This window comes from Methylobacterium organophilum (assembly GCF_022179465.1).
In the GTDB taxonomy this organism is placed as follows: domain Bacteria; phylum Pseudomonadota; class Alphaproteobacteria; order Rhizobiales; family Beijerinckiaceae; genus Methylobacterium; species Methylobacterium organophilum.
Genome location: NZ_BPQV01000008.1, coordinates 39,604 through 64,799, shown reverse-complemented (window position 1 = coordinate 64,799; position 25,196 = coordinate 39,604). Strand labels below are relative to the sequence as shown.

The 25,196-nt window shown below is 70.4% G+C and carries 20 protein-coding genes and 1 tRNA gene; 14 read left to right on the top strand and 7 right to left on the bottom strand.

Annotation, left to right across the window (positions count from 1 at the left end; genetic code table 11):
• Positions 1-112 precede the first annotated feature (112 nt).
• A complete protein-coding gene (locus MFF21_RS14315; RefSeq protein WP_238311971.1) occupies positions 113-1,213 on the top strand; it encodes an NAD(P)/FAD-dependent oxidoreductase in 1,101 nt (366 codons plus the stop codon).
• A 374-nt stretch (positions 1,214-1,587) separates the two neighbouring features.
• Here the strand turns inward: MFF21_RS14315 and MFF21_RS14310 are convergent, their stop codons facing one another.
• Together MFF21_RS14310 and MFF21_RS14305 are read right to left on the bottom strand one after the other, a co-directional pair.
• Positions 1,588-1,827 carry a hypothetical protein gene (locus MFF21_RS14310; RefSeq protein ID WP_238311803.1) on the bottom strand — a complete coding sequence of 80 codons (240 nt, stop codon included), beginning with the start codon at positions 1,825-1,827 and terminating at the stop codon, positions 1,588-1,590.
• Between the two features lie 76 nt (positions 1,828-1,903).
• The gene (locus tag MFF21_RS14305) at positions 1,904-2,395 is read right to left on the bottom strand and encodes a glutathione peroxidase (RefSeq protein ID WP_238311802.1); all 492 of its coding nucleotides are present in this window, start codon (positions 2,393-2,395) and stop codon (positions 1,904-1,906) included.
• A gap of 275 nt (positions 2,396-2,670) precedes the next feature.
• On the opposite strand from MFF21_RS14305, the gene MFF21_RS14300 reads away from it, so the two are divergent.
• Positions 2,671-3,369, top strand: a complete 699-nt coding sequence (locus MFF21_RS14300) for an invasion associated locus B family protein (RefSeq protein WP_238311801.1) — start codon at positions 2,671-2,673, stop codon at positions 3,367-3,369.
• A gap of 28 nt (positions 3,370-3,397) precedes the next feature.
• Here the strand turns inward: MFF21_RS14300 and MFF21_RS14295 are convergent, their stop codons facing one another.
• Entirely contained in the window at positions 3,398-4,582 is a 1,185-nt protein-coding gene (locus tag MFF21_RS14295) for a DUF4185 domain-containing protein (RefSeq protein WP_238311800.1), read from the bottom strand.
• Positions 4,583-4,693: 111 nt separating this feature from the next.
• On the opposite strand from MFF21_RS14295, the gene MFF21_RS14290 reads away from it, so the two are divergent.
• Positions 4,694-5,290, top strand: a complete 597-nt coding sequence (locus tag MFF21_RS14290; RefSeq protein ID WP_238311799.1) for an NnrU family protein — start codon at positions 4,694-4,696, stop codon at positions 5,288-5,290.
• 90 nt (positions 5,291-5,380) lie between these two features.
• On the opposite strand, the gene MFF21_RS14285 is transcribed toward MFF21_RS14290, so the two are convergent.
• The gene (locus tag MFF21_RS14285; protein WP_238311798.1) at positions 5,381-6,793 is read right to left on the bottom strand and encodes a TAXI family TRAP transporter solute-binding subunit; all 1,413 of its coding nucleotides are present in this window, start codon (positions 6,791-6,793) and stop codon (positions 5,381-5,383) included.
• 582 nt (positions 6,794-7,375) lie between these two features.
• On the opposite strand from MFF21_RS14285, the gene MFF21_RS14280 reads away from it, so the two are divergent.
• Positions 7,376-8,086, top strand: coding sequence for a tetratricopeptide repeat protein (locus MFF21_RS14280; protein ID WP_238311797.1), 711 nt, complete (start codon positions 7,376-7,378; stop codon positions 8,084-8,086).
• Positions 8,087-8,216: 130 nt separating this feature from the next.
• Complete coding sequence (der, locus tag MFF21_RS14275; RefSeq protein WP_238311796.1) at positions 8,217-9,566, top strand: ribosome biogenesis GTPase Der; 1,350 nt, start codon at positions 8,217-8,219, stop codon at positions 9,564-9,566.
• Here der and MFF21_RS14270 read toward each other — a convergent pair.
• Positions 9,563-10,450: an AprI/Inh family metalloprotease inhibitor gene (locus MFF21_RS14270; protein ID WP_238311795.1), complete on the bottom strand. Its 888-nt coding sequence runs from the start codon at positions 10,448-10,450 to the stop codon at positions 9,563-9,565. The genes der and MFF21_RS14270 overlap by 4 nt on opposite strands.
• The gene (locus tag MFF21_RS14265; protein ID WP_238311969.1) at positions 10,447-11,361 is read right to left on the bottom strand and encodes a 2-hydroxyacid dehydrogenase; all 915 of its coding nucleotides are present in this window, start codon (positions 11,359-11,361) and stop codon (positions 10,447-10,449) included. The genes MFF21_RS14270 and MFF21_RS14265 overlap by 4 nt, the downstream gene beginning before the upstream one ends.
• 551 nt (positions 11,362-11,912) lie before the next feature.
• Between MFF21_RS14265 and MFF21_RS14260 the strand changes: the two genes are divergently transcribed.
• Entirely contained in the window at positions 11,913-12,311 is a 399-nt protein-coding gene (locus tag MFF21_RS14260; protein ID WP_238311794.1) for a lysozyme inhibitor LprI family protein, read from the top strand.
• Positions 12,312-12,700: 389 nt separating this feature from the next.
• On the opposite strand, the gene MFF21_RS14255 is transcribed toward MFF21_RS14260, so the two are convergent.
• Positions 12,701-14,734, bottom strand: a complete 2,034-nt coding sequence (locus tag MFF21_RS14255; protein WP_238311793.1) for a TonB-dependent receptor — start codon at positions 14,732-14,734, stop codon at positions 12,701-12,703.
• Positions 14,735-15,621: 887 nt separating this feature from the next.
• Here MFF21_RS14255 and leuC point away from each other — a divergent pair.
• From leuC to MFF21_RS14215, 8 genes are all read left to right on the top strand, one after another.
• Positions 15,622-17,031, top strand: coding sequence for a 3-isopropylmalate dehydratase large subunit (leuC, locus tag MFF21_RS14250; protein WP_238311792.1), 1,410 nt, complete (start codon positions 15,622-15,624; stop codon positions 17,029-17,031).
• Between the two features lie 211 nt (positions 17,032-17,242).
• Positions 17,243-17,327 (top strand) — tRNA-Leu (locus MFF21_RS14245).
• 322 nt (positions 17,328-17,649) lie between these two features.
• Positions 17,650-18,633 (top strand): BMP family protein, encoded by a 984-nt coding sequence (locus tag MFF21_RS14240; RefSeq protein WP_238311791.1) that lies wholly within the window; start codon positions 17,650-17,652, stop codon positions 18,631-18,633.
• A gap of 6 nt (positions 18,634-18,639) precedes the next feature.
• The gene (locus MFF21_RS14235; protein WP_238311790.1) at positions 18,640-20,052 is read left to right on the top strand and encodes an amidase; all 1,413 of its coding nucleotides are present in this window, start codon (positions 18,640-18,642) and stop codon (positions 20,050-20,052) included.
• Positions 20,049-21,572 carry an ABC transporter ATP-binding protein gene (locus tag MFF21_RS14230; RefSeq protein WP_238311789.1) on the top strand — a complete coding sequence of 508 codons (1,524 nt, stop codon included), beginning with the start codon at positions 20,049-20,051 and terminating at the stop codon, positions 21,570-21,572. Before MFF21_RS14235 ends, MFF21_RS14230 begins: the two co-directional genes overlap by 4 nt.
• Positions 21,562-22,611: an ABC transporter permease gene (locus MFF21_RS14225; protein WP_238311788.1), complete on the top strand. Its 1,050-nt coding sequence runs from the start codon at positions 21,562-21,564 to the stop codon at positions 22,609-22,611. Before MFF21_RS14230 ends, MFF21_RS14225 begins: the two co-directional genes overlap by 11 nt.
• Positions 22,608-23,552, top strand: a complete 945-nt coding sequence (locus MFF21_RS14220; RefSeq protein ID WP_238311787.1) for an ABC transporter permease — start codon at positions 22,608-22,610, stop codon at positions 23,550-23,552. Before MFF21_RS14225 ends, MFF21_RS14220 begins: the two co-directional genes overlap by 4 nt.
• A 23-nt stretch (positions 23,553-23,575) precedes the next feature.
• The gene (locus MFF21_RS14215; protein ID WP_238311786.1) at positions 23,576-24,895 is read left to right on the top strand and encodes an amidohydrolase family protein; all 1,320 of its coding nucleotides are present in this window, start codon (positions 23,576-23,578) and stop codon (positions 24,893-24,895) included.
• The last annotated feature ends 301 nt before the right edge of the window (positions 24,896-25,196 follow it).

Sequence of the window (25,196 nt, the reverse complement as noted above, 5' to 3'; positions counted from 1 at the left end):
TGGGATGGCGGCAGGGGCCCAAGTGCTCACGCAAGGTGCCGCCTCTGCGGTTCTCGTCTATCTGGCCGATGATCGGCCGGTGAGCAGGCCCAACAGCATCGGATCGCGCGTGATGGAGGTTCTGGTCGTCGGAGCGGGGGTGGTCGGGCTCGCCGTCGGGCGGGCGCTGGCCCGGCGCGGCCATGCGGTGATCGTGGCCGAGGCGGCGGAGGCGATCGGCACCGGCATCTCCTCCCGCAGCTCCGAGGTGATCCATGCCGGGATGTACTACCCCGCCGGTTCCCTCCGCGCCCGCCACTGCGTGGAAGGCCGCCGCCGGCTCTACGCCTTCTGCGCGAGCCACGGCGTGCCCCATCGCCGCTGCGGCAAGCTCATCGTGGCGACGGGGGAGGCGGAGGTCGCGACCCTCGAATCCATCCTGGAGAAGGGCCGCGCCAACGGCGTCGAGGGCCTGCGCCTGATCGCGGGCGCCGAGGCCCGCGCCCGCGAGCCGAACCTCGCCTGCGTCGCCGCCCTCGAGTCGCCGGAGACCGGCATCGTCGACAGCCATGCCCTGATGCTGGCGCTCCAGGGCGACCTCGAGGCGGCCGGCGGCGTGCTCGCCCTCCGCACGCGCATCGACGGGCTCGGCCCCGAGGGCGCCGGTTGGCGCCTGCGCTTCGGGGAGGAGACGCTCGCCGTCGATGCCGTGGTGAACGCCGCCGGGCTCGGCGCGCAGGCCCTGGCCCGGGCGGTGGAGGGGTTTCCGCAGGAGCGGGTGCCGCCCCTGGTGCTGGCCAAGGGCAACTATTTCGGCTGCGCCGCCAGGCCCGCCTTCTCGCGGCTGATCTATCCGGCGCCGGTGGTGGGCGGCCTCGGCACGCATCTCACCCTCGATCTCGCCGGGCGCATGCGCTTCGGCCCCGATGTGGAATGGCTCGACACCGTCGATCCGGCGCAGGTGGACTATGCCGTCGATCCAGCCCGGGCGGCCTCCTTCGCGGCGGCGATCCGGCGCTACTGGCCCGGCCTGCCGGAGGGCGCCCTGGTTCCGGATTATGCGGGCATCCGCCCGAAGCTCACCGGCCCGGAGGCGCCGGCCGCCGATTTCAGGATCGAGGGTCCCGCGGAGCACGGCCTGACGGGGCTGGTGCATCTCTTCGGCATCGAGAGCCCGGGGCTGACGGCCTCGCTCTCGCTGGCAGAGGATGTGGCGGACCGGCTCGAAGCTTAGGAGCCCCTGTCTCGGGATGACGCGGCGGTGGTCGCGCGTTCCTAGAAGAAGAGGGGGAGATCCGGTGGCGGGGCTACCCAGACATAAAAGAGGCCGCTCCACGAAGGAGCGGCCCGAAGTCTAGGGAGGAAACGCCCAATGAAGGGCACACCGTCGCGACGCCATCGCGGCGGTGGGTGACGACCTTCTGCCACCTCACGCTGCGCCGCACAAACCGGTTCCGCGCGTACCTGGCATACCAGAAACGCATGAAAACGTTTTCAAGCTCGTTCGTCGCGGGCGCTCCGCCCGGGGCGCGATGGGTCCGGACGATGCGGCGCCCGGGGGCGGTTCGCGCGCATCGGTAAGGATGGGCGTGGCAAAGCGATGCGCGCTCAGTCGCAGCGCTCCTTCTGGACCGTCTCGCGGTCCCCGTCGTCGTTCTCGCGGGTCACGGTGGTGCGCTCGCAGCCGCCGACGCGGGGCGGGACCTCGACGTCGCGGCGCTCGATCACCGCGGCGGGGCGATCGCGCACGACCACGGCGGGCTCGTCGCGCTCGATGATCGTGGTCTGGGCGAGCGCCGGGGCAGCCGCGGCCATGAGGGCCGCGGCAAGGGGAAGCGTCAGGCGCATGGATCAACTCCTGGCTGTCGTTCGTACGGAAGCAAACGAGCGCGCGAGCTGAACCGTTCCGGCGGGCCTCCGGGCCTCAGGCCGGCGCGGCGAGGGCTGTCTCGATGGCGTCCGTGAGCGCGGCGGGCTTCGTCCGGGGGCCGAAACGGGCGAGCACCGTCCCGTCGCGGCCGACCAGGAACTTGGTGAAGTTCCACTTGATCGCCCGGGTGCCGAGCAGCCCCGCCTTCTCCCGCTTCAGGTGCTCGTAGAGCGGCTCGGCCCCGTCGCCGTTCACCGCCACCTTGGCGAGGACGGGGAAGGTGACGTCGTAGGTGAGGGAGCAGAACTGCGCGATCTCCGCCGCATCACCCGGCTCCTGGGCGCCGAACTGGTTGCAGGGCAGGCCGAGCACCACCAGCCCCGCCGCGCCGTAGCGCCGCCACAGGGCCTCCAGCCCCTCGTATTGCGGGGTGAAGCCGCATTTCGAGGCGGTGTTGACGATCAGGAGCACCTTGCCGCGGTAGCGGTCGAGGGCATGGGGCTCGCCCGCCGCGTCCCGGGGGGCGAAGGCGTAGATGTCGCGCATGTCGGGCCCTTCTCACGGCCGTCCTGCATCGCCGCTCTTCCAAGGATCGGCAAGTGCAGGATCGTGCATTGTTCAGTTGTAGCGGCCTTTGTCTGCGGACCGGGAGGATTGCGCAAGCCTGAGTAGGCGGCATTGCTTGGAGACATTCCAGAGTAGACCGGTCGAACAGGACACAACAGCGGGAAAACCGTCGAGGGTGCGATTGCATCGTCGCGCCTGCGGAGCTAGGCGGCGCGGGAAAACGTGACCATCCCGTGCTCGAGAGGCCGTCCCGCATGCCGTCGCATCTCCTGTCCGCCCGCGCCGCCCTGCTGAGCCTGAGCCTCGCCCTCGCCGGGCCGGCCCTCGCCCAGGACGCGGCGCCGGAAGCCGCCCCCGAGGCCGCGCCGGAGGCGGCCCCCGCCCCCAAGGCCAAGCCCAAGCCCCGGCCGAAGCCCGCCCCGAAGAAAGAGGAGGCGGCCAAGGCCGCCGGGCAGGAGGGCACGCTGCTGGAGCCGGGCCAGGCCGCGGCCGGCTCGGCCCCCTGGCCCAACGGCGCCAGCGCCGTCAGCGAGAGCTACGGCGACTGGAACGTCAACTGCAACCGCACCGAGGGCAAGCCGGACTGCGTCGTCATCCAGTCCCAGGGCGACCGCCGCACCGGCCGCCGCCAGTTCAGCATCGAGCTGCGCACCCCGAAGGACGGCCGGGCCGAGGGCCTGATCCTGATGCCTTTCGGCCTCCAGATCGAGCCGGGCGTGAGCTTCAAGCTCGACGACCGGGCGCTGGGCAAGGGCGCGCCCTATTCCTTCTGCGTCAACGATGGCTGCCTCGTGCCGATCAGCCTGCCGACGCTTGCCACCGACACGATGAAGACCGCCCAGAACCTCACCGTGTCCGGCACCAAGCCCGAGGCGACGGAGCCGACCACGATCACGGTCCCGATGTCCGGCTTCGCCGCCGCCTTCGCCCGGGCGATCGCGCTCGGGGGCTGAGGGGAGGGCGCCGCCCGGGCGAGGCGGGTCAGGGCCAGACCTTGATCGCCACGGGCCGCTTCACGAGGTCGCGGTCGGAGGTGATGGCGCAGCCCTCGACGCGCAGGGTCGCGTAGGTGAGGAGTGCTGTGTCGCCGACATCGTCGAAGTTGCGCCCCTCCGCCTGCGGATCGAGCAGGGCGGGATAGGCGATCAGCCCGCCGCCGGCCCCGCAGGGATCGTCGTAGAGGGTGGGCCCGGCGAGGAGCAGCCGCGGGGCGTCCCAGGTCAGGAGATCGCGCGAGCTCGTCCAGTAGAAGCCCGATTGCGGGAACAGCCCGCCGGCCTTGGCCATGAACACGGCGATCCAGGCCCCGGTGCCGCGGTGGCGCACCACGGCGCCCACGGGGGCGGGGAAGGGGGCGATGGCTGCGCAGGTCGCCGGCGGCTTGACGGGCGTTCGGTACGGGTCGGGGAAGGCGGCGCTGAAGCCGCGCCCGGTCCAGGCCCGCCAGCGGCCGGGATCGGCGGGGTCGTCGGTGCGGAACAGGCAGGCGCCCCCCGCCTGGTCGCTGCCCGGCCGCTCCCAGCCCGTGGTCGAGACGAAGACGTAGCGCCAGCGCCCGTCGCCGACGATGTTGGAGGGGTTGAAGAAGCCCCGGTGCCGGCCCTGGTCCACCTCCTGCCGGAAGGGGGCGGCGGCCACCACCGCGGGCGGGTCCGTCCGGGTGAAGCGGGCGCCGCCGTCCCGCGAGGCGGCGGCGGTGATCGTGTTGTACCAGCACTCCAGATAGACCTTCGAGCGGCAGCGGCCCGGATGCGCGTTGGCCTGGTATTCGTGGTGGAGCAGGGCGGCGACGGCCGTGCCGTCCTCGGTCCAGGTCGCGGTGATCCAGGAGCGGTCGTCATAGGCGGCCGGATCGGGCTTCTCCCCCGACTCGAGCACGACCCCGCAATCGATCCGGAGATGGTCGAAGTCCGGCCCGCGCAGGCGCCGGTTGCGGTAATGCAGCCCGAACAGGGCGAGCCCGCCCCCCGCCTCCCGGAAGGCGCGGGCGGAGGCATCGGGCACGTCGGCCCCGTCGCAGGCATCCTTTTGCGCGCGGAAGATCGGCACCGGCGGCCCGACCAGGGTCAGGGCCGAGAGCGGCGGCTCGGTGCCCGCCCGGGCGGGCAGCGTCGCGGGAAGCAGCAGGGCCAGCAGGAGAAGAAGGCCGGCGCGGCGGTGGGTCATCGTGTCGGCCTGGACAAAGCGGCCAAGTCTAGTGTCTTGAACGGTTACAAAGAGCTTGGCGCTCGCCCGAAGGGGGCGCCGCATCCACAGCCAACCGTTCCGGGTGCACGCATGGCGATCCTGATCCTCGGTCTCGTGCTGTTCCTGGGCACGCATGCCTTCACCATGCTGCGGGGCCCGCGCGCCGGGCTGATCGGCCGCTTCGGCGAGAACGGGTACAAGCTCGGCTACACCGCCCTGTCGATCCTCGGCCTCGGGCTCACGGTCTACGGCTATCAGCTCTACCGGGCGAACGGCATGATCCCGGTCTGGGACCCGCCGGTCTGGACGCGCCATCTCGCGGTGCTGCTCACGCTCTTCGCCTTCATCAGCCTCGCCGCCGCGGGCAAGAAGCCGAGCCACATCCAGGCCGCCGTGAAGCACCCGATGCTGCTCGGCGTGAAGATCTGGGCGACGGCGCATCTGATCGCCAACGGCGATCTCGGCTCGATCCTGCTCTTCGGCGGCTTCTTGGCCTGGGCGGTCTCGGCGCGGATCAGCCTGAAGCGCCGCCGGGACGAGCCCGTCGCCAAGCTGCCGAAGCCCGCCCCCGCCGGCTGGCGCCGCGACATCACCGCCGTCCTCGGCGGCCTCGTGGTCTGGTTCGTCTTCGGCAAGTACCTGCACCCGCTCCTGATCGGCGTGCAGGCCTGGCCGGGGCAGGGCTGAGGGGGCGCGGTGCGCCGCCGGCGCGGAGGGGCGGCCGCTTCCGGCCCTTTGCAACGTCTGCTTGCCAGCAACCTTGCTGACCCCGTTCGCTCACGCGTCCGATCCATGCGCAAGAAGAGGTCTCAGCGATCGAAGCGACCCCTGATCTTTGGAAGGGGATGCGAGATGGCGGCAGTCTTTGATCGTCGCCTTGGCCGTGTCGATGGCAATCGAGACCGCTGACATCGTCCGCTCGTCCGGGTCGCGCTCCCGAGCGTAGCGCACAACGTCCGTGGCAAGCCGGTCGACCTCGACATTGAGCGCCTCGATGGCTGCCGGATCTGTCAGCGTCCGGGCCTGCTCGGTGACCTCCAGCAAACGGTCAATGATCTCGTCGATCCGCTCGCGGCGCAGGCTGGACAAGCGCTGGCGCAGCCATGCGAGCGCCGAGAACAAGCCGCCGGCCAGAGCGCCGAGCAGGTAGAGGGTGTCGCCGTAGCGGTCGACGAAGCCGTGCTGCTCGCGCTCGTAGTAGTCGATGGCCCCAGGATGGATCGGGACACGCGCGCTCGTCGCCGCGGCGGTCGTGTCGTAGGCCGGCGCCTGGACGTACTCGGCGGCATCCGTCTTCTCGGTGGCCGCAGTGCGCTTCTCGAAGAGCTGCTGCGTAACATCGGCCGCCACGACGCGACTGAGGGAGGCGCGCGCCATCAGTCGGTAGGAGGCTCCCACCGTCTTCACGTCGTCGGCGGGCAGCTTGGGGTCACCCGCGAAGAGGCCGCCCGGGATCGTCACGGCCTGAAGGCGCGGGAAGCGCTCAATGATGGCGCCATCGTCCTCGACCGCCACGAACTCGATCTTGCCGTTGCGGGCAACCGAGCGTACGGCACCCACCAGGGCCAAAGCTTTGGGTGCCGAGGGTGCGATGATGCTGACGAAAGCATCGATCCGCTTGTCGCGGAATGCAGCTGCGACAGCATCCTGATCGACCCGGACGAGATGGACTGCGCCCTCCCGGACGGGCCCGCCGGCCGCTTCGGTATCGAGGGCCAGGCCGTGGTAGCCGAGGATGTTTTTCAAAAGCGAGAAGTCGGCGTCCCGGTGGGCCGCGATGCCGAGCCGCTTGCCGGCAAGCTTCGGAAAGCTCTTGATGCCAGCCTGTGCCGGTGAGGCGATGATCATCGCCTGATCGCGCAGGATCGCGAGCGTCAGCCCGTTGGTGGGGAGCAGCACATCGGGCCGGACCACCGCGAGGTCGGCGCGCCCGTCCTGAAGGGCAGCCGCGCTCTCGCGCACGTCGTCGAAGGAGAGGATTTTGAGGCGGACGCCCTCTTGGCCCGCGTCCAGGGCATCGGCGTAGGCCTTGATCAGCTCCGGCTCCGTGCCGTCCCGCGGGGCGACCGCGATGGTGAGCACGCTGGCCTGCAAGAGGTACCAGGCCGCGACCGCGCTCGCACCGACCGCGAGGGTGGCCGCCAGGAGCAGCGTCTCGCGGCGCATCAGCCAGGCTGGAACGGGAAGCATGCGTGTCGCGCCTCGCAGGATCGGGCCTTCTGCGCAAGGCAATGCTCGAGGTTGCCGCAAGTGCCATCTGGGCGTGGAGCGCTCGGTACAGGCGCGCCGTGTCCACGCCAGCACGGCGTCCATGTCTGCTTCGAAGATGCGGCGGAACACGGTCAAATGACCGGTTGTGGGGACAAGGCGGCACGTCCGCTTGCGGGCGGCGAGCGAATCGCCGCTTTCCACTCCCAGAAGACCTTGATCGGTACAGCCGACATCTTCGCTCGGGGCGTAGAGCGAACCTAAGCCAGCCCGGTCGCAGGTCGCGTCCAACCCCCGCCAGATATCTGCCTACGATCGCGCGAGGGAACCGCACCGCGCCTCGAACTTCGCCCTTCCGGCCTCCCACCCCTCAAAACCCCGCCCAGTCGCCAACCGGAACCGACTGTGCTAGGCGCGGCGGCGGCGTGAGCGCTCTGTGCCGGGCCGGGGATGGTCCGGCGGAACGGGGCCGCCGCGAATGACAGGTTTTGGAGCCGGGCCCGGCGCAACGCAGGCGGGCAGGGCTCCACGAGGGATCGGCGCCGGAGCGGCGCCCGAGGGACGATGGCCGAGAACAACGAGTTCTTCCGCGAGGTCGACGAGGATTATCGCCGCGACCAGATCGCCAAGGTCTGGAAGCGCTACAGCGGGCTGTTCATCGCCCTCGCCGTGCTCCTCGTCGCGGGCGTGGGCGGCTGGCGCTACTGGGAGCATGTCCAGCGCACGCGGGCGGAGGCTGCCTCCGAGCAGTTCGACAAGGCGGCCAAGCTCGCCCAGGGCGGCAACAGCGCCGAGGCCGGCAAGGCCTTCGCCGCGCTGGAGACGGAGGGGCCGAAGGGTTACGCCGTGCTCGCCCGCTTCCGCGCCGCCGCCGAGACCTCGAAGACCGATGCCGCCGGTGCCGCTGCGGCCTACGACAAGCTCGCCACCGATCCTGCGGTGGGCGACGGCCTGCAGGAGCTCGCCCGGCTGCGCGCCGCCCTGCTGCGGCTCGATGCGGCCGATCCGGCCCCGGCGCTGGCGAGCCTGCAGGGGCTCGCCGCCCCCACCGGCATCTTCCGCCACACCGCCCGCGAGATGCTGGGGCTGACCGCCCTGCGCAAGGGCGACTATGACGGCGCGGCCAAGTGGTTCGGGCAGATCGCCGAGGACGGCGAGACCCCGCAGGGCCTGCGCCAGCGCATCGAGGTCTACGAGGCCCTGGTGGCCGGCGGCCCGGTCACGCTCACCGCGGCCCAGCCCGAGGCCGCGGCGCCCCCGCCGATCACGCGGTAGGGGTCTTCCGCCACCGCCATCCCGTTCCATCGGGCGAAGGGCATTCCCCTTCGCCCGTTGATGCTTTTAAACCTGCTCTCTCCGGCGGCCCTTCGCGGGCGCCGGACGCCTCTTGACCGGAACTGACCCCATGGATCTGCCGACCGTCGCGATCGTCGGCCGCCCGAATGTCGGCAAGTCGACCCTGTTCAACCGCCTCGTCGGCCGCAAGCTCGCCCTGGTCGACGACCGGCCCGGCGTGACCCGGGACCGCCGCGAGGGCGACGTCGCCTTCGGCGGCCTCAAGTTCCGGGTGATCGACACCGCCGGCCTGGAGGAGGCGGATGCCGATTCGCTCACCGGCCGCATGCGCGCCCAGACCGAGGCGGCGATCCTCGAGGCGGATGTCGTCCTGTTCGTGATCGACGCCCGGGCCGGCCTGCTCCCCGCCGACCAGCCCTTCGCCGAACTGGTGCGCCGGGCCGGCTGCCCGGTGATCCTGATCGCCAACAAGGCGGAGGGCGGGGCCGGCATGGCCGGCGCCTACGAATCCTTCGCCCTCGGCCTCGGCGACCCGATCCCCTTCTCCGCCGAGCATGGCGAGGGCCTGGGCGAGTTGCACGACGCCCTGCGGGAGGCCCTGCCCGAGCCCGACGCGGAGGACGAGGATGCGGAGGAGGGCCCCGGCGGGCGCAGCCTGCGCGTCGCCATCGTCGGCCGGCCCAATGCCGGCAAGTCGACGCTGATCAACCGCATGCTCGGCGAGGACCGGCTTCTGGTCGGCCCGGAGGCGGGCATCACCCGCGATTCCATCTCCCTCGACTGGATCTGGCGCGGCCGCAAGATCAAGCTGCACGACACCGCCGGCATGCGCCGCCGCGCCCGCATCGACGACAAGCTGGAAAAGCTCGCGGTCTCGGACGGCCTGCGCGCCGTGCGCTTCGCCGAGGTGGTGGTGGTGCTCCTCGACGCGACCATTCCTTTCGAGAAGCAGGACCTCACCATCGTCGATCTCGTCGAGAGCGAGGGCCGCGCCCTGGTGATCGGCCTCAACAAGTGGGACCTCGTCGCCGACCAGCCCGGCCTCCTCAAGACCCTGCGGGAGGATTGCACCCGCCTGCTGCCGCAGGTGCGCGGCGTCGCCGTGGTGCCGCTCTCGGGGCTCGCCGGCGAGGGCATCGACCGGCTGATGCAGGCCGTGGTCGGGGCTTCCGAGGTGTGGGAGAAGCGCATGCCCACCGCCAAGATCAACGCCTGGCTCACCGATGCCGTGCAGCGCAACCCGCCGCCCGCCGTCTCGGGCCGGCGCATCAAGATCCGCTACGCGACCCAGGTGAAGAGCCGGCCGCCGCATTTCGCCCTGTTCGGCAACCAGCTCGACGCCTTGCCGAAATCCTACACCCGCTACCTCGTCAACGGCCTGCGCGAGACCTTCGACCTGCCCGGCACGCCGATCCGCCTGTCCCTGCGCACCACCAAGAACCCGTTCGACAAGGGCTAGGGCCCCACCCGCCGCAGCACGAAGGTGGTGCCGACATCCGGGTCGCGCCGCCAGGTGCCGTCCGGGGTCCGGACCAGGGCCAGGGCGTGGCCGCGGCGGGCCTTGAGCGTGAGGTGGCCGTCGGCGAAGTGCCAGGAGACCGGGTCGAAGGTCTTGATGCCGCGGTCCCGGCATTCGGGCATCAGCCGGGCCGGAGACGGATCGGCGCCGGGCTCCAGGGAGAGCCGGCAGGTGTCGCTCTCGGCGAAGCGGTCGAGGGCGTAGATCCCCGGGGTGAAGCCGGCCCGGGCCGGTGCCGGGGCGGGCGGTGCGGCGGCTTCGGCCGGCCTCAGGGCGTCGGCGGGCAGAACCGGCGCCGCGCCGGGGATGGTGCGGCTCGCCCCCGCCTCCGCTTCCGCCGGGGCCTGCGGTTCGCCCGCGGCCGGCTTCGGCGCCATCAGCGCGATCTGGAGGGGCACGAAATGGTAGCGGGTGCCGTCCTCGGCGCTGGCCGTGAGGCTGCGCTCGTCCGCGCTCTTCGAGAAGATCAGGAGCGGGCGCACATTGCTGTCGACGAGGCGGATCTTGCCGTCGCCGATCAGCCAGCCCGCCACCTTGCCGAGCAGGGGCAGCGCCCGCCGGCAGCCGGCAGGGAAGCGCACGGCGCGCCCGTTCGGCCCGCTTTCCAGGGAGAGGGTGAGCATGCAGCGCCGGCTGCCGCCCTCGTTGGCGAGGTCCCAGGTGCCTTCCGCCTCGCTCAAGGAATCGGGCAGCGTCCGCCCGAGGGCCGGGGCCTCGCCCTCCGGCAGGGCCATCCCGGTCCCCGGGGGCTCCTGCCCGCGGGCGGGGGCGGCGCTCAGCCAGGCGGCGCAGGCGAGGGCGCAGGCGGTGGCGGGGATCTTCATCGTGGCGTCCAGGGCGTCTCGGGCACGGGGGTGAGCGGCCCCTTGCCGTCGAACCAGGCGATCAGGTTGTCGACCTGAAGCCGCCCCATCGCCCGGCGCGTATGGACCGAGCCGGAGCCGACATGGGGCAGCAGCACCACATTCTCCAGCCCCAGCAGCGCCTCCGGCACATGCGGCTCCCCGGCGAAGACGTCGAGCCCGGCGGCGTGGATCGTGCCCGCCTGGAGCGCGGCGATCAGGGCCGGCTCGTCGACGAGGCTGCCGCGGGCCACGTTGACGACGATGCCCTCCGGCCCGAGCGCGGCCAGCACGGCGGCATCGACCAGCCCCCGGGTCTCCGGCCCGCCCGGGGCCACGATCATCAGGGTGTCGACGGCCTCGGCCATCCCGATCAGGCTGTCGTGATAGGCGTAGGGGATCTCCGGCCGCTTCCGGCGCCCGTGATAGGCGATCGCCACCCCGAAGCCCTCCAGCCGCTTGGCGATGGCGAGCCCGATCCGCCCGAGCCCGAGGATGCCGACCCGGCGCTCCCGCAGGGTCGCGGTCAGCGGATAGGATTTTTGGAGCCAGCGCCCGGCCCGCAGGTAGCGGTCGGCCTGGGGGATCTGGCGCACGGTGGCGAGCAGCAGCCCGAGGGCGAGGTCGGCCACCTCGTCGGAGAGCACGTCCGGCGTGTGGGTGACGATCACCCCGCGCCGGGCGGCCTCGGCCACGTCGATGGTCTCGTAGCCGACTCCGAAGCTCGACACGATCTCGAGCCGCGGCAGCCGGTCGAGCAGGGCGGCGTCGATCGGCGCATGCGCCGCCACCGCCATCCCGCGGATGTTCGGCCCGACCTCCCGCAGGAAGGCGTCCCGGTCCGCTGCCGCGTGCAGGGCGTGCAGCCGGAAGCGCGCCGCGAGCGCCTCCATCACGCTCGGCTGCAACGTCTTCAGGAGCAGGATCTCGGGTGTCTCTCGGCGCTCGCCCACGGCAACCGGGCTCCCTCACGGCCACGCAACCCCCCGGCCTTAGCGCCGCGCCCGGGGAGGGGCAATCGAGCGGAAGCGCCGGGGGCGCCTCCCACCGGCCGGCCTTCACGCCATCGCCCTATGGCACGGCGGCCGCGCGCGCCTTTCCTCGCCCTCGGGCGAGGGGAACCGCGCGAAGCGGGGTGGAGGGGGCGCAGCGCGGGCGATGCCGGACACCGCGCTGCCCTCTCCGTCCGCTTCGCGGCCATCTCTCCCAGGGGGGAGAGGAAAGATCCGCCGCAGACCGTGCCGATCGAGCCGGCACGCGATGAGAGGGGTGAACACGAGCGCCGCGGGCGGGGAGAAGGGGCCCCGGCGCGCCCCGCGCCGATCCCGGATCCCTGAAAACCCCCGCTCGACGCCGCCCCCCGGATCTGAAACCCTCCACCCCCCGGCGATCCCGCCGGCGGCCGCCTTTGGCCCGCACCCCACCGGCGAGAGGAAGACCCCGCATGCCTGTCCGGCCGAGCCTGATCGCGGCCTTGGGGCTGATGCCGGCCCTTGGGCTGATGCCGGCCTTGGCGGGGCCGGCTGCCGCGCAGACGCAGTTCGACCTGAACCAGCAGGCCGGCCAACGCTTCGCGAAGGCGGATGCGGCCCTCAACCGCACCTATGGCCGTCTCCTCGAAACACTCTCGCCGGCCGGCCAGGACGCGCTCCGCCAGGCCCAGCGCAGCTGGATCGCCTTCCGCGACCAGGAATGCACCTTCGAGACCTTCGGCACCCGCGACGGCTCCATCCACCCGATGGTGCTGGCCGAGTGCAAGACCCGCCTCACCGAGGCCCGCACCCGCCAACTCCAGGGCCAGCTGGATTGCCCGGAGGGGGATATGAGCTGTGGGGGGCAGTGAGGGGGAGCCAGCGGTGCGTCTAAAACCAACGCCTAACAGAGTGTTGTGCCGAGGCGGCATTTATATTATACGATCGATGTAAATAATAGTTTATTTTTTAAAAGATTTATATTGTATAATACAATCATTCAGTATTTAAGCGCTTTGATTTTATGAAAATCTGAATCTTTTCTCTAAATATCCATCAAATTTGAAGAATATCTTGCAATGTAAAAATTTGATGCAGATCAAATGAAAGTCTCATTGCTAACATAAGCGGACAATCGGACCGCTGCTGACCGAAATCTGGATAGGATCGGAACCAGACGTTTGATCATCACCGAATGAAGGTCTGGATCGCGCGACTTAGCGGACAGTGCGGTTATAGAAGCGCACGCCTGTCCGCGTTTTCAGAAATCCATCGAAGCCGAGAGCAGGAAGGTCCGTGGGGTGCCCTGGCTCAGGATGCCACGGCCGGTCGAGGCCCAATAGTTGTTGCCCGTCACGTTGACCACGTTCGCCCGCAGGGTCAGCGGCCGGTCCTGGAACGTGGTGGCATAGCGCAGCCCGACATCGAGCGTCGCCCAGTCGGGGATCTTCTGGTTATTGGCGAGGTCGTAGTACTGGGCGGCTGTGTAGATCACCCGTCCCGTCAGGGTCAGACCCGGGATGAGGCCCGGCGGCAGGTCGTACTCGCCGTAGAGGTTCACCTGCGCATCCGGCACGCCGACCGCGACCCGGCCGACATTGCGCGGATCCTGCGCCCGCACTTGCACGCCGTCGAGCAGGGTGACGCCGCCGAGCACGCGGATGCCGGGGAGCGGCTCGCCGAACACGGTCAGCTCGACGCCGCTGTTGCGTTGGCGCCCGTCGACCGAGAAGATCGCCGTGGTCGGGTTGAGGAAGCCGAAGGGTTGCTCGATCTCGAAGGCAGCGAAGCCGACGCCGACCGTGCCGAAATCGTATTTGGCGCCGACCTCCGTCTGACGGGACACTGCGGCGGGGAAGGCCTCGTTGGCGTTTCTCGCGGAAATCGGCGGAGCCGGTGAGGTCAGTCCCTCGATGTAGTTGGCGTAGAGCGAGAGCCGCTCCACCGGCTTCACCACGAGGCCGACACCCGGCGAGAACGCGCCGCTCTCGCTCGCTCCGGTGCGGAAGCCGGTGGTCTGATTGTAGGAATTCACGTCCAGGCTCTGCCAGCGCCCGCCGATCGTGAGCAGGATCCTGTCGTCGAGGATCGACAGGGTGTCGGCGATGGCGATGCTGCGGTTGATCCGGCTCGACGTGCGCGGCGTCGCGTTCGACAGGCCGATGGTCGAGCGCGGGGCCACGTAGACCGGATTATAGAGGTTCGACACGATGGTCGCGCCGACATTCTGCGCGGCCGGCTGGGCGAGATCCTGCCAGAAGCCGACGGCGGCGAGGCCGAAGCTGTGCTTGATCGGGCCGGTCTCGACCGTGCCGCGCAGGCCCGCCTCCGCCGTCTGGTTGACGATGTAGAACGGCAGGTAGCCGATCGGGTCGCGGTAATCGCCGCGCGTGTTGAAGATCGTCAGCACGCCGCCGAAATATTCCTGCCGGAAGTTCGAGCGGCCATAGGCGCCGTAGAGCGTCAGGTCCGGGGTCAGATCGTATTCGATCCGGGTGGCGAGCTGCTGGTTGGCGCTGTCGCGGTATTCCCAGGGCTGATGCTGGTTCAGGCTCAGGTCGGGCGCCCGGGGGATGCGGATTCCGGCGGCCACGTTGCGGTTGCGCAGGGGCGAGGTGAAATCCAGCTCCTGATAGCCGAGGTCGAGGCTCGCCCGCAGGCGCTCGCCGCGATAATCGAGGGCGAGCGCGGCGATGCCGAAGTGAAGGCTCTGGTTGTCGATCGGCGTGTTGCCGTTGTTGAAGGCGCCGTTGAAGCGGATGCCCCATTCCTTGGCATCCCCGAAGCGCCGGCTGAAATCCACGGCCTTGTAGATCGTCGCATCGGAGGCGTAGCCGAGGGTGACGCGGTTGAGCGGCTCGTCCCCGGCCCGCTTCGGGATCAGGTTGATGATGCCGCCGATATTCCCGAAGGGCGGCACGCCCGACAGCAGGGTCGAGGGGCCGCGCAGCACCTCGACGCGCTCGATCGGCTCGATGGCCGGATTGAAGGAATCGGCCACGCCGAACAGGCCGTTGAAGGCCATATCCTGTGCGAAGACCGGAAAGCCACGGATGAAGAAGCCGAGGATGCCGGAAAAGGCCGGCACGTTGGTTCGGATCGAAGGGTCGTTGTTGACCACGTCCTGAACGTTGCGGGCCTGCTGATCGCGGACCAGCTTCTCGGTGTAGCTGGTCGAGCTGAACGGCTGGTCGAAGACGTTGCGGTTGCCGAGAAGCCCGAGGCGCGAGCCGGAGGCGACCACGCCGCCGGGATAGGCGGGCGGGGGCGGTCCGACGACGGCTGTCGAGGCCATCGGCACAGGCCTCCCGTTGCCGCGCGCCTCCACGGAGAGTTCATCGAGCCGGACTTCCCCCTGCGCGATCGCTTGGGACACGATACCGACGATGATCAGCGGAGCAAGACAGAGGCTGACACGACGGTTTCCGTGGCTCGGCATGCAGACGTGATCCCAAGTTGTGTAGCGTTGCGAGCAGATCGGCACTCAACGCATCAGGCGGTCACCTCTATTCCGCATGTAGGCTTCCGTCACAATGAATTTGTTGCTTATATAAGACTCGAAATAATCCTGTTGCTGCAATGTAACATTATAAATCTAGAATAATTACAAGATAATGGGTCGGATATCTGCGGCGTCACCTTGAATGATGTGCCGTGCGTCACAGCTCGACGGCTGTGCAGGACATGCGTCATGGCGTCCGCTATCCGGAGTGGTGCGGACGCCCGCACGTTTCAGACGCAAGGTCTACACGGGGTCGAAAGCGGCGGTTTTGGTCGTGCGGTTCCAGGGGGCCTCCCGAGCCCGTCCAGACCTGAAAGGTTTGCAACGAGAGCGTCCGGTCGTGGGATGTGGCTGAGTCGATCGAGGAGAGACTATGGCTGCGAGGCGGACCCAGGCGGTTTCGCTGGCAATCCGCCGCGTTCGATCCCTGACCGCCCCGGATACCGTCTTCGTGGCGCCTGCCGCGCGATCCGTCTCCGAGCACGAGGTTCCCCGCGCTTGGTAACGCGTCCGACGGCCCTCAAAGGCCGCGAGCCTCCTCACCCCAACCCCCGCGCCCGGCCCCCTTCCGAAACCCCACCCGCGATATTATTAGAAGCGCTCCACGCAGATTTCGCCGGCAGCCCTGTCGTCGGGCTTCGGCCCGGGCGGATGATGCACCCGATGAAGATCCGAAGGCCATGACCGCGCCCCGCACCCTCTACGACAAGATCTGGGACGACCACGTCGTCGATGTTCAGCCGGACGGCTCCGCGCTCCTCTACATCGACCGCCACCTCGTGCACGAGGTGACCTCCCCCCAGGCCTTCGAGGGGCTTCGCGTGGCCGGGCGCAAGGTGCGCGCCCCGGGCAAGACGCTCGCCGTCGTCGACCACAACGTGCAGACCTCGGACCGCAGCAAGGGCATCGAGGATCCCGAGAGCCGCACCCAGCTCGAGGCGCTCGCCGAGAACGTGCGCGATTTCGGCATCGAGTTCTACGACGCGCTGGACCGCCGCCAGGGCATCGTCCACATCATCGGGCCGGAGCAGGGTTTTACCCTGCCGGGCCAGACCATCGTCTGCGGCGACAGCCACACCTCGACCCACGGTGCCTTCGGGGCGCTGGCCCACGGCATCGGCACATCCGAGGTCGAGCACGTGCTCGCCACGCAGACGCTGATCCAGCGCAAGGCCAGGAACATGCGCGTCACCGTCGACGGGGCCCTGCCCCCCGGCGTGACCGCCAAGGACATCATCCTGGCGATCATCGGCGAGATCGGCACCGCCGGCGGCACCGGCCACGTCATCGAATATGCCGGCGAGGCGATCCGCGCCCTCTCGATGGAGGGGCGCATGACGATCTGCAACATGTCGATCGAGGGCGGGGCGCGGGCCGGCATGGTCGCGCCGGACGCGACCACCTTCGCCTATGTGAAGGACCGGCCGAAGGCGCCCAAGGGCCCCGCCTTCGACGCCGCCCGGCGCTACTGGGAGAGCCTGGTGAGCGACGAGGGCGCGCATTTCGACCGGGAGATCCGGCTCGATGCGGCCAACCTGCCGCCCATCGTCTCCTGGGGCACCAGCCCGGAGGACGTGGTCTCGATTCAGGGCACCGTGCCGGATCCGGCGGCGATCGCCGACGAGAACAAGCGGCAGTCCAAGGAGAAGGCCCTGGCCTATATGGGCCTCACCCCCGGCACGAAGATGACCGACATCGCACTGGACCGGGTCTTCATCGGCTCCTGCACCAACGGGCGCATCGAGGATCTGCGCGCGGTTGCCAAGGTGGTCGAGGGCCGCAAGGTGCACGAGCGGGTCTCGGCCATGATCGTGCCCGGCTCCGGCCTGGTGAAGGCCCAGGCCGAGGCCGAGGGGCTCGACCGGATCCTGAAGGCGGCGGGCTTCGACTGGCGCGAGCCGGGCTGCTCGATGTGCCTCGGCATGAACCCGGACAAGTTGAAGCCGGGCGAGCGCTGCGCCTCCACCTCGAACCGCAATTTCGAGGGCCGCCAGGGCCCGCGCGGGCGCACCCACCTGGTCTCCCCGGCCATGGCGGCCGCGGCGGCGGTGGCCGGCCGCTTCGTCGATATCCGCGACTGGCGCGGCTGAGGCGGGTTTTCGGAGGCGCCGCGGCGTGGGCCGCGGCGCCTTCGGCCGGCCCGAAGCCCCGCGAGACGGCCTCGAAGCCCTCGCGGTTCGGCTTCGAGGCCTTCGGGGCGCGGCTCCGAAGCGTTTTCGAGGCGAAGGGGCGATTTCAGCGATTGACGCCCCGCCCGTTGCCCCCTAAACGAACCCCGTCGCCGACCGCAAAGGTCCGCGCGCCCAGGTGGCGGAATTGGTAGACGCGCTGGTTTCAGGTACCAGTCTCGCAAGAGGTGAAGGTTCGAGTCCTTTCCTGGGCACCATCAGCGGCCTCAAGCGCTGATCCGCAAAGACTTCAGACAGATTATCCGGCTAGAGCCCGCGCCTTCTCGATAGGAAGGTGTTGTCGCGTATCGTCCTGCAGGACGGTGCGGCCGATGTCGCTTGCCCCGAGACGGCCCGATTAGAACGGATCACCCCGCATCGCGCGCCCCTGTTGCGGAGCGGGCGGTTGGCCTTTTGCGGTGTGGCAGCCTGATATTGGGCCAGGCAATGCCCATTGTTTGGGCGAAAGCAAACTTGACAGTATTTTAGGCAGATTCTAGCTGTTTTTTACCAAATGGTAAAAAACGGGAATCGGGTTCGATGGCGCAGAAAGGTCTTGTGTCCCGGCGTTCGGTGCTGGCCTCCGGCTTGGCCCTCGGCGCCGGCTCCCTGGTTCCCGCCCGGGCGGCCACGCCCCTCAAGGTCGCGGGCATCCACGGCTCTCCGGTCGAGAATGCCTGGAACGCGGTGCTCCACAAGGCCCTGCAGGACGCCGCCCGGGAGGGCCTGATCGAGTACGTCTTCTCCGAGGGCGTCTCGGGTACCGACTATCCCCGCGCCATGCGCGAATATGCCGAGCAGGGGGCGCGGCTCGTCGTGGGCGAGACCTTCCCGGTCGAGAAGCTGGCGCGCGAGGTCGCCGCCGACTACCCCAAGACGGCCTTCGTGATGGGCTCCAGCGGCCAGCCCGCAGGGGACAATTTCGGCACCTTCGGCACCTGGAACTTCGACGGGGCCTACCTCGCCGGCATGCTGGCCGGGCGGATGACGAAGTCGAATATCGTGGGCTCGGTCGGCGCCATGCCGATCCCCGAGGTCAACATGCTGATCAACGCCTTCGCCGCCGGGGTGAAGGCGGTCAATCCGCAGGCCAAGCACCGGGTGACCTTCATCGGCACCTTCTTCGATCCGCCCAAGGCGCGCGAGGCCGGCCTCGCCCAGATCGATGCCGGGGCGGACATCCTGTTCGGCGAGCGCATCGGCACGGCGGATGCCGCCAAGGAGCGCGGCATCAAGGCGGTCGGATCGCTGATCGACTACACCCCGCGCTATCCGGGCACGGTCTTCGCCAACGCGCTCTGGAACTTCCGGCCGATCCTCGATGCCGCGCTGGCCGATGTCGCTGCCGGCAAGCCGGCGGGGCGCGACTACACGGCCTACGGGCTGATGAAGGAGGGCGGCAGCGACATTGCCTATGTGAAGGGCGTGGCGCCCGCCGAGGCGGAGGCGGCGATGGAGGAGCGGCGGTCGGCGATCAAGACCGGCGGCTTCGTGGTTCCGCAGGTGAAGACGGAGCCGAAGTAGGCGGCCATGCTCGCGGATGCGACCGCCCTCGCCGCCGCCCTCGCCGCGGGGCGCCTCACGGCCGGCACCGCGATGGAGGCGGCGATCGCGGCCGGGGCGGCGCAGGGCGCGCTCGGCGCGATCGTCTTCGAGGCCCCCGATCGCGGTCGGGCCCTGGCGGCCGCGATCGACGCCATGCCCGTCGATGCCGCGCCGCGGGCCACCATGCCCTTCGCCGGCGTCCCGACGCTGGCCAAGGACCTCGGCGGTCCCTTCGCCGGCCTGCCGGTGGCGGCGGGGTCGCGGGCGGTTCCGCGCTCCGACGCCAGCGCCGACAGCGTGCTCGCCGCCCGCTTCCGCGCGGCCGGCCTCTGCCCCTTCGGCCTGACCACCAGCCCGGAATTCGGCCTCTCCCTCGCCAGCGAGCCGGCCGCCGGGCCCGCCTGCCGCAATCCGCTCGCGCCGGAGCGCATGGCGGGCGGCTCCTCCGGCGGCGCGGCCGCGGCGGTGGCGGCCGGCATCGTCGCCATCGCCCATGCCACGGATGCCGGCGGCTCCATCCGCGTTCCGGCGGCTTGTTGCGGGCTCGTCGGCCTCAAGCCCGGCAGGGGCTCGATCCCGGGCGGTCCCGCCTATGGCAACCATGTCGGCGGCCTGGCGAGCGAGCTCGCCGTCTGCCGCTCGGTGCGGGACGCGGCCGCGATCTTCCATGCCCTTGCCGGCGAGACGCGGGGACCCTTCCCGCCGCCGGCCTTCGCCCCGGCGACGGCCGCCGCGCCCCTGCGCATCGGCCTCCTCACGGAAACGGGTGCTGCCCTGCCGACGAGCCCGGAGCGTTCGGAGGCCGTCGAGGCGGCGGGACGGGCGCTGGAGCGCCTCGGCCATCGCCTCGTTCCGCTCGATGCCGCCGCCATCGAGCGGCTGGCCCTGGACAGCGGGCGCATCTTCGCCGGCATCGTCGCCGTCAACCTGGCGGAGGTGGCGGCCCGGCTGCGCCTCGACCTGTCGAAGACGGAAGCGGTGACGCAGGCGGTGGCGGCGCGGGGCCAGGCGATGCGCGCCATGGAGATCTGGGCGCTGATGCGGGACATGGTCCTCGTCGGCCGCGATCTCTGGCAGGTCTTCGAGGGGATCGACGTGCTCCTCGCGCCGATGCTGGCGGAGGCGCCCCGGCCGCTCGGCAGCTTCCCGAGCGATCACGACGACATCGATCTGCATTTCCATCGTATGCTCACCTTCGCGCCTCTCGCGCCGCTCGCCAATGTCTCCGGCTTTCCCGCCCTGACCCTGGCCTTCGGCGCGGATCGCGACGGCCTGCCGCTGCCGGTGCAGCTCCTGGCGCCGATGGGCGGCGAGCCGCGGCTCTTGGAGCTCGCCGGCCTGCTCGAGGCGGAGGGGCGCTGGCGCCACCGCTTCCCCGTGGCGGGGCTCGAGCCGTGAGCGGTCCGGTCCTGGAGCTGCGCAACGTCAGCAAGCGCTTCGGCGCCCACCTCGCCAACGACGACATCTCCCTCACCCTGGCGAAGGGCGAGATCGTCGCGCTCCTCGGCGAGAACGGTGCCGGCAAGACCACGCTGATGAGCATCCTGTTCGGGCATTACACGCCCGATCGCGGCACGGTGCGGGTGATGGGCGCCGCGCTGCCGCCGGGCCGGCCGCGGGCGGCGATCCGCGCCGGGGTGGGCATGGTGCACCAGCACTTCTCGCTGGCGCCGAACCTCACCGTCCTCGAGAACGTCACGGCCGGCACGGAGCGGCTCTGGTCGCTGCGCGCCCGGACCGGGGCGGCCCGCGCCAAGCTCGCGGAGATCGCCGCCCGCTTCGGTCTCGAGGTCGATCCGGATGCGCGGGTGGGCGATCTGTCCGTCGGCGAGCAGCAGCGGGTCGAGATCCTGAAGGCGCTTTACGGCGACGCGCGGATCCTCGTCCTCGACGAGCCGACGGCGGTGCTCACCAATCCCGAAGCGGAGCGGCTGTTCGCGACCCTGAAGGCGATGGCCCGGCAGGGGCTCTCCCTGATCTTCATCTCGCACAAGCTCGACGAGGTGATGGCCACCGCCGACCGCATCGTCGTGCTGCGCGGCGGCAAGCGGGTCGCCGAGCGCGCCGTCGGCGCGACGAGCAAGGCGGAACTCGCCGCGCTGATGGTCGGCCGCGCCGTGACGCGTCCGCGCCGCGAGGCCTCGACCCCCGGCGAGACCGTGCTGGAGGCGGTGGGCATCACCCTGCGCCAGGGCGGTGTCGATCGCCTCAAGGCGGTGGATTTCAAGCTGCGGGCCGGCGAGGTGCTCGGCATCGTCGGCGTCTCGGGCAACGGCCAGGCGGATCTGGCGCGGCTCCTCGGCGGCACCGCGCGCCAGAGCGCCGGCTCCCTCCTCCTGTTCGGCCGCGAGGTCGAGCGGTTCGGCGTGGCGGAGGCGATCGCGGCGGGCATCGGCCGCATCCCCGAGGATCGCAACCGGGAGGGCGCGATCGGCGAGATGGCGCTCTGGGAGAACGCCGTGCTCGAACGCCTGCCGCATTTCTCGCGGCGTGGCCTCGTCGACCGCCGGGCCGGCATCGCCTTCGCCCAGCGCATCATCGAGGGGTTCGACGTGCGCGGCGGCAGGCCGACAAGCCGCATCCGCCTTCTCTCCGGCGGCAACATGCAGAAGCTGATCCTGGGGCGCAATCTCGTGGAGCATCCTCGCATCCTGGTCGCGGCCCAGCCGGCGCGCGGGCTCGACGAGGGCGCCGTGGCCGCCGTCCACGGGCACCTCCTGGCGGCGCGCCGGGCCGGCACGGCGGTCCTGCTGATCTCCGAGGACCTCGACGAGGTGCTGGCCCTGGCCGACCGGGTCCAGGCCATCGTCGGCGGGCGCCTGTCGCCCCCGGTCGCGGCGGAGGCCGTCGACCGCCAAAGGCTCGGGCTGATGATGGCCGGGGAATGGACGAAGGACGGAGTCTCCCATGCGGTTTGAGCGGCGCGCGCATCGCCCGGCCCTGCTCGTGCTGGCGACGCCGGTCATCGCCGTCCTCGCGGCGCTTGCCGTGGCCGGCCTGCTCATCGCGCTGGCCGGGGCGTCGGTCCCCGAGGCCTATCTGCGCATCCTCCAGGGCGCCTTCGGCTCCCGCCTCGCCACGACCGAGACCCTGACGCGGGCGACGCCCCTGATCCTGACGGGGCTCGCGGCCGCAGTCGCGTTCCGGGCCCGACTCTGGAACATCGGCGCGGAGGGCCAGCTCTATCTCGGCGCGATCGCCGTGGCGGCCGTGAGCGCCCATCTCGTCGGCGACTGGCCCCCCGCGGTCCAGATCCCGCTGCTCCTCGTCGTCGGGGCGGCGGCCGGGATGCTGCTCCTGCTGCTGCCGCTCTGGCTGCGCCTGCGCTTCTCCGTCGACGAGGTGGTGACGACGCTGCTCCTCAACTTCGTTGCCGTCCTCTTCGTCTCGATGCTGATCGACACGGTGCTCAAGGATCCCCTGGCCTTCGGCTGGCCGCAATCGGATTCGGTCGCGGACGCCGCGCGCCTGCCGAAGCTGCTGGATCGCTCGCGCCTTCACATCGGCCTCGCCATCGCGGTCCTGCTGGCCCTGGTCGTCCAGTTCGTCCAGGCCCGCACCACTTTCGGCCTGCGGGCGCGGGCGGCGGGCCTCAGCCCGGCGGGCGCGCGCTTCGCCGGGGTGCCGCTCGGGCGCACGCTGGTCCTGGTGGCGATGATGTCGGGCGGCCTGGCGGGGCTCGCCGGCGCGGTCGAGGTGATGGGCGTGAAGGGCTATGTCACGACCGATCTGTCGCCGGGCTACGGCTATTCCGGCATCGTGGTCGCCATGCTCGCCAATCTGCAACCGCTCGGCGCCGTGCTGGCGGCCCTGTTCATCGCGGCGATGTTCGTCGGGGCGGACGGCATGAGCCGCGGCATGGGCATTCCCACCTACATCGCCGACGTCACCGTGGCGCTCTCGCTCCTCGCCATGCTCGTGGCGCTCTTCTTCACGCAGTACCGCATCGCGCGATGATGGATCTCCTCGACATCCTCTCCTCGGCGGGATTGTGGGCGGCGGTCCTGCGCATCGCCACGCCCCTGATCTTCGGCACCCTCGGCGCGCTCCTCTGCGAGCGGGCGGGCGTCCTCAATCTCGGCATCGAGGGCATCATGACCTTCGGCGCCATGATCGGCTGGCTCGCGGTCTATCGCGGGGCCGACCTCTGGACGGGGCTGCTGGTCGCGGGGCTGGCGGGGGCGGCCTTCGGCCTGCTCCACGCGGTGCTCACCGTCACCCTCGGCCTGTCCCAGCACGTGGTGGGCCTCGGGGTGACGCTGTTCGCGTCGAGCTTCGGCTACTACGTCTTCCGGCTGATGGTGCCGGTGGCCGGCACCCCGCCGACGATCACGCCGTTCCAGCCGGTCGAGCTCCCGGGCCTGTCGACGCTGCCCCTGGTCGGCCCGTCCCTGTTCTCCCAGACGCCGCCGACCTATCTCGCCATCCTCCTCGCCCTGGTCCTGGCCTATATCCTTGCCCGCACGCCCCTCGGCCTCGCCCTGCGCCTGACGGGCGAGAACCCGCATGCGGCGGAGGCGCAGGGGATCGACCCGATTGTCCTGCGCTACGGCGCCGTCGTGGTGGGCAGCGCCCTGATGGGCCTGGGCGGCGCCTACCTGACGCTGTCGGCCTTCAACAGCTTCTTCCCGACCATGATGCAGGGCCGCGGCTGGATCTGCATCGCCCTGGTGGTCTTCGCCTCCTGGCGGCCGGGCCGCGCCCTTCTCGGCGCGCTGCTCTTCGCCTTCTTCGACGGCTTCCAGCTCCGGCTGCAGACGGTGCTGAACGGCGCCGTGCCGTATCAGCTCTTCCTGATGATCCCCTATCTCCTGTCCATCGCGGCGCTCGCCGCCATGGCGCGCAACGCCCGCGTGCCGCAGGCCCTGATGCAGCCCTATCGGCGCGGCGAGCGCTGATCCGCTTCCTCCGGAAAGAGCCCATGTTCGACCTGATCCTGCGCAACGCCACGCTTCCCGACGGCCGCCAGGGCATCGACATCGCCGTGAGGGGAGGGCGCATCGCCGCCCTGGCCCTGGCGATCGCGGCCGAGGCCGGCGAGGTGATCGACGTCGGCGGGCGCCTCGTCTCCCCGCCCTTCGTCGATCCGCATTTCCACATGGACGCGACGCTCTCCCTCGGCCTGCCGCGGATGAACGTCTCCGGCACGCTGCTCGAGGGCATTGCCCTCTGGGGCGAATTGCGGCCGCTCCTGACGAAGGAGGCCCTGGTCGAGCGGGCCCTGCGCTACTGCGACCTGGCGGTCTCGCAGGGGCTCCTCCACATCCGCAGCCACGTCGATACCTCCGATCCGCGCCTCGTCACGGCGGAAGCGCTCCTGGAGGTGCGCGAGCGGGTCCGTTCCTACATTGACCTCCAGCTCGTCGCCTTCCCGCAGGACGGCTATTACCGTGCGCCGGAGGGGCCGCGCTCCCTCGAACGCGCCCTCGACATGGGCCTCGACGTCGTCGGCGCCATCCCGCATTTCGAGCGCACCATGGCCGAGGGCGCCCGCTCGCTGGAGGCGATCTGCCGGATCGCGGCGGAGCGGGGCCTGCCGGTCGACGTGCATTGCGACGAGACCGACGATCCGCTCTCGCGCCATGTCGAGACCCTGGCCGCCGAGACCGTCCGCTTCGGGTTGCAGGGGCGGGTGACCGGCTCGCACCTCACCTCCATGCATTCCATGGACAATTACTACGTCTCGAAACTCATTCCCCTGATGGCCGAGGCGCGGATGCAGGTCATCGCCAATCCGCTCATCAACATCATGCTCCAGGGCCGGCACGACACCTATCCGAAGCGGCGCGGCCTGACGCGGGTGCGCGAACTGATGGACGCCGGCCTCACCGTCGCCCTCGGCCAGGACTGCACCATGGACCCCTGGTACGCGATGGGCTCGGCCGACATGCTCGAGGTCGCGCATATGGCGATCCATGTGGCGCAGATGGGCAGCGTCGCGGACAAGCACCGGATCTTCGAGGCCGTCACCACCCATTCCGCCCGCCTCATGGGGCTCGAAGGCTACGGCCTCGCGGTCGGCTGCCATGCCGATCTCGTCGTCCTGCAGGCGGCGGACGTGGTGGAGGCCCTGCGGCTGAAGCCGACGCGGCTCCTCGTCCTGCGGCGCGGCAAGGTCATCGCGAAAAACCCGCCGCGCATCACCGAGCTTTGCCTGCCGGACCGGCCGGCGCGGATCGACAGCGGTCGCGATTTTCTCCCGGCCGGATCGACCGTGCCAGAGGCCCGTTCCGGGATCTGAGACGGCTCTTCGCTCTGAACGGCGGAAGAACCTGCCGCGCCGGTCTGCGTCGGGGGCGGGTCCGGCCGTAGAGGACCGAGGCGCCGATAGGGTCGCCGCCGATGGCGGAGCCGTCGGCAGGCTTTCCCGGCCGAGAGAGCTTCTGCCGTTGCGGCAAGCGGGGACCCGATGGCCCTATCTCGGCGATCGGGCGATCCGAGCCAACCGGAAAGGCCCTGTGGTGGGCCGGCACGCAAAATCCGGCTCCGATCGAGAGAGGCCTCCACCGACGCTGTTGGCCCCGGTCTGTCCCGGGGCCCTG

Excerpts from the sequence above, each read along its gene's own strand:
- MFF21_RS14235 (WP_238311790.1), top strand. The coding sequence starts at position 18,640 with ATGCTCGCGGATGCGACCGCCCTCGCCGCCGCCCTCGCCGCGGGGCGC.
- MFF21_RS14215 (WP_238311786.1), top strand. The coding sequence starts at position 23,576 with ATGTTCGACCTGATCCTGCGCAACGCCACGCTTCCCGACGGCCGCCAG.
- MFF21_RS14300 (WP_238311801.1), top strand. The coding sequence starts at position 2,671 with ATGCCGTCGCATCTCCTGTCCGCCCGCGCCGCCCTGCTGAGCCTGAGC.
- MFF21_RS14305 (WP_238311802.1), bottom strand. The coding sequence starts at position 2,395 with ATGCGCGACATCTACGCCTTCGCCCCCCGGGACGCGGCGGGCGAGCCC.
- MFF21_RS14315 (WP_238311971.1), top strand. The coding sequence starts at position 113 with ATGGAGGTTCTGGTCGTCGGAGCGGGGGTGGTCGGGCTCGCCGTCGGG.
- MFF21_RS14265 (WP_238311969.1), bottom strand. The coding sequence starts at position 11,361 with ATGGAGGCGCTCGCGGCGCGCTTCCGGCTGCACGCCCTGCACGCGGCA.
- MFF21_RS14295 (WP_238311800.1), bottom strand. The coding sequence starts at position 4,582 with ATGACCCACCGCCGCGCCGGCCTTCTTCTCCTGCTGGCCCTGCTGCTT.
- MFF21_RS14240 (WP_238311791.1), top strand. The coding sequence starts at position 17,650 with ATGGCGCAGAAAGGTCTTGTGTCCCGGCGTTCGGTGCTGGCCTCCGGC.
- MFF21_RS14285 (WP_238311798.1), bottom strand. The coding sequence starts at position 6,793 with ATGCTTCCCGTTCCAGCCTGGCTGATGCGCCGCGAGACGCTGCTCCTG.
- leuC (WP_238311792.1), top strand. The coding sequence starts at position 15,622 with ATGACCGCGCCCCGCACCCTCTACGACAAGATCTGGGACGACCACGTC.
- MFF21_RS14220 (WP_238311787.1), top strand. The coding sequence starts at position 22,608 with ATGATGGATCTCCTCGACATCCTCTCCTCGGCGGGATTGTGGGCGGCG.
- MFF21_RS14280 (WP_238311797.1), top strand. The coding sequence starts at position 7,376 with ATGGCCGAGAACAACGAGTTCTTCCGCGAGGTCGACGAGGATTATCGC.
- der (WP_238311796.1), top strand. The coding sequence starts at position 8,217 with ATGGATCTGCCGACCGTCGCGATCGTCGGCCGCCCGAATGTCGGCAAG.
- MFF21_RS14225 (WP_238311788.1), top strand. The coding sequence starts at position 21,562 with ATGCGGTTTGAGCGGCGCGCGCATCGCCCGGCCCTGCTCGTGCTGGCG.
- MFF21_RS14255 (WP_238311793.1), bottom strand. The coding sequence starts at position 14,734 with ATGGCCTCGACAGCCGTCGTCGGACCGCCCCCGCCCGCCTATCCCGGC.
- MFF21_RS14260 (WP_238311794.1), top strand. The coding sequence starts at position 11,913 with ATGCCTGTCCGGCCGAGCCTGATCGCGGCCTTGGGGCTGATGCCGGCC.
- MFF21_RS14290 (WP_238311799.1), top strand. The coding sequence starts at position 4,694 with ATGGCGATCCTGATCCTCGGTCTCGTGCTGTTCCTGGGCACGCATGCC.
- MFF21_RS14270 (WP_238311795.1), bottom strand. The coding sequence starts at position 10,450 with ATGAAGATCCCCGCCACCGCCTGCGCCCTCGCCTGCGCCGCCTGGCTG.
- MFF21_RS14310 (WP_238311803.1), bottom strand. The coding sequence starts at position 1,827 with ATGCGCCTGACGCTTCCCCTTGCCGCGGCCCTCATGGCCGCGGCTGCC.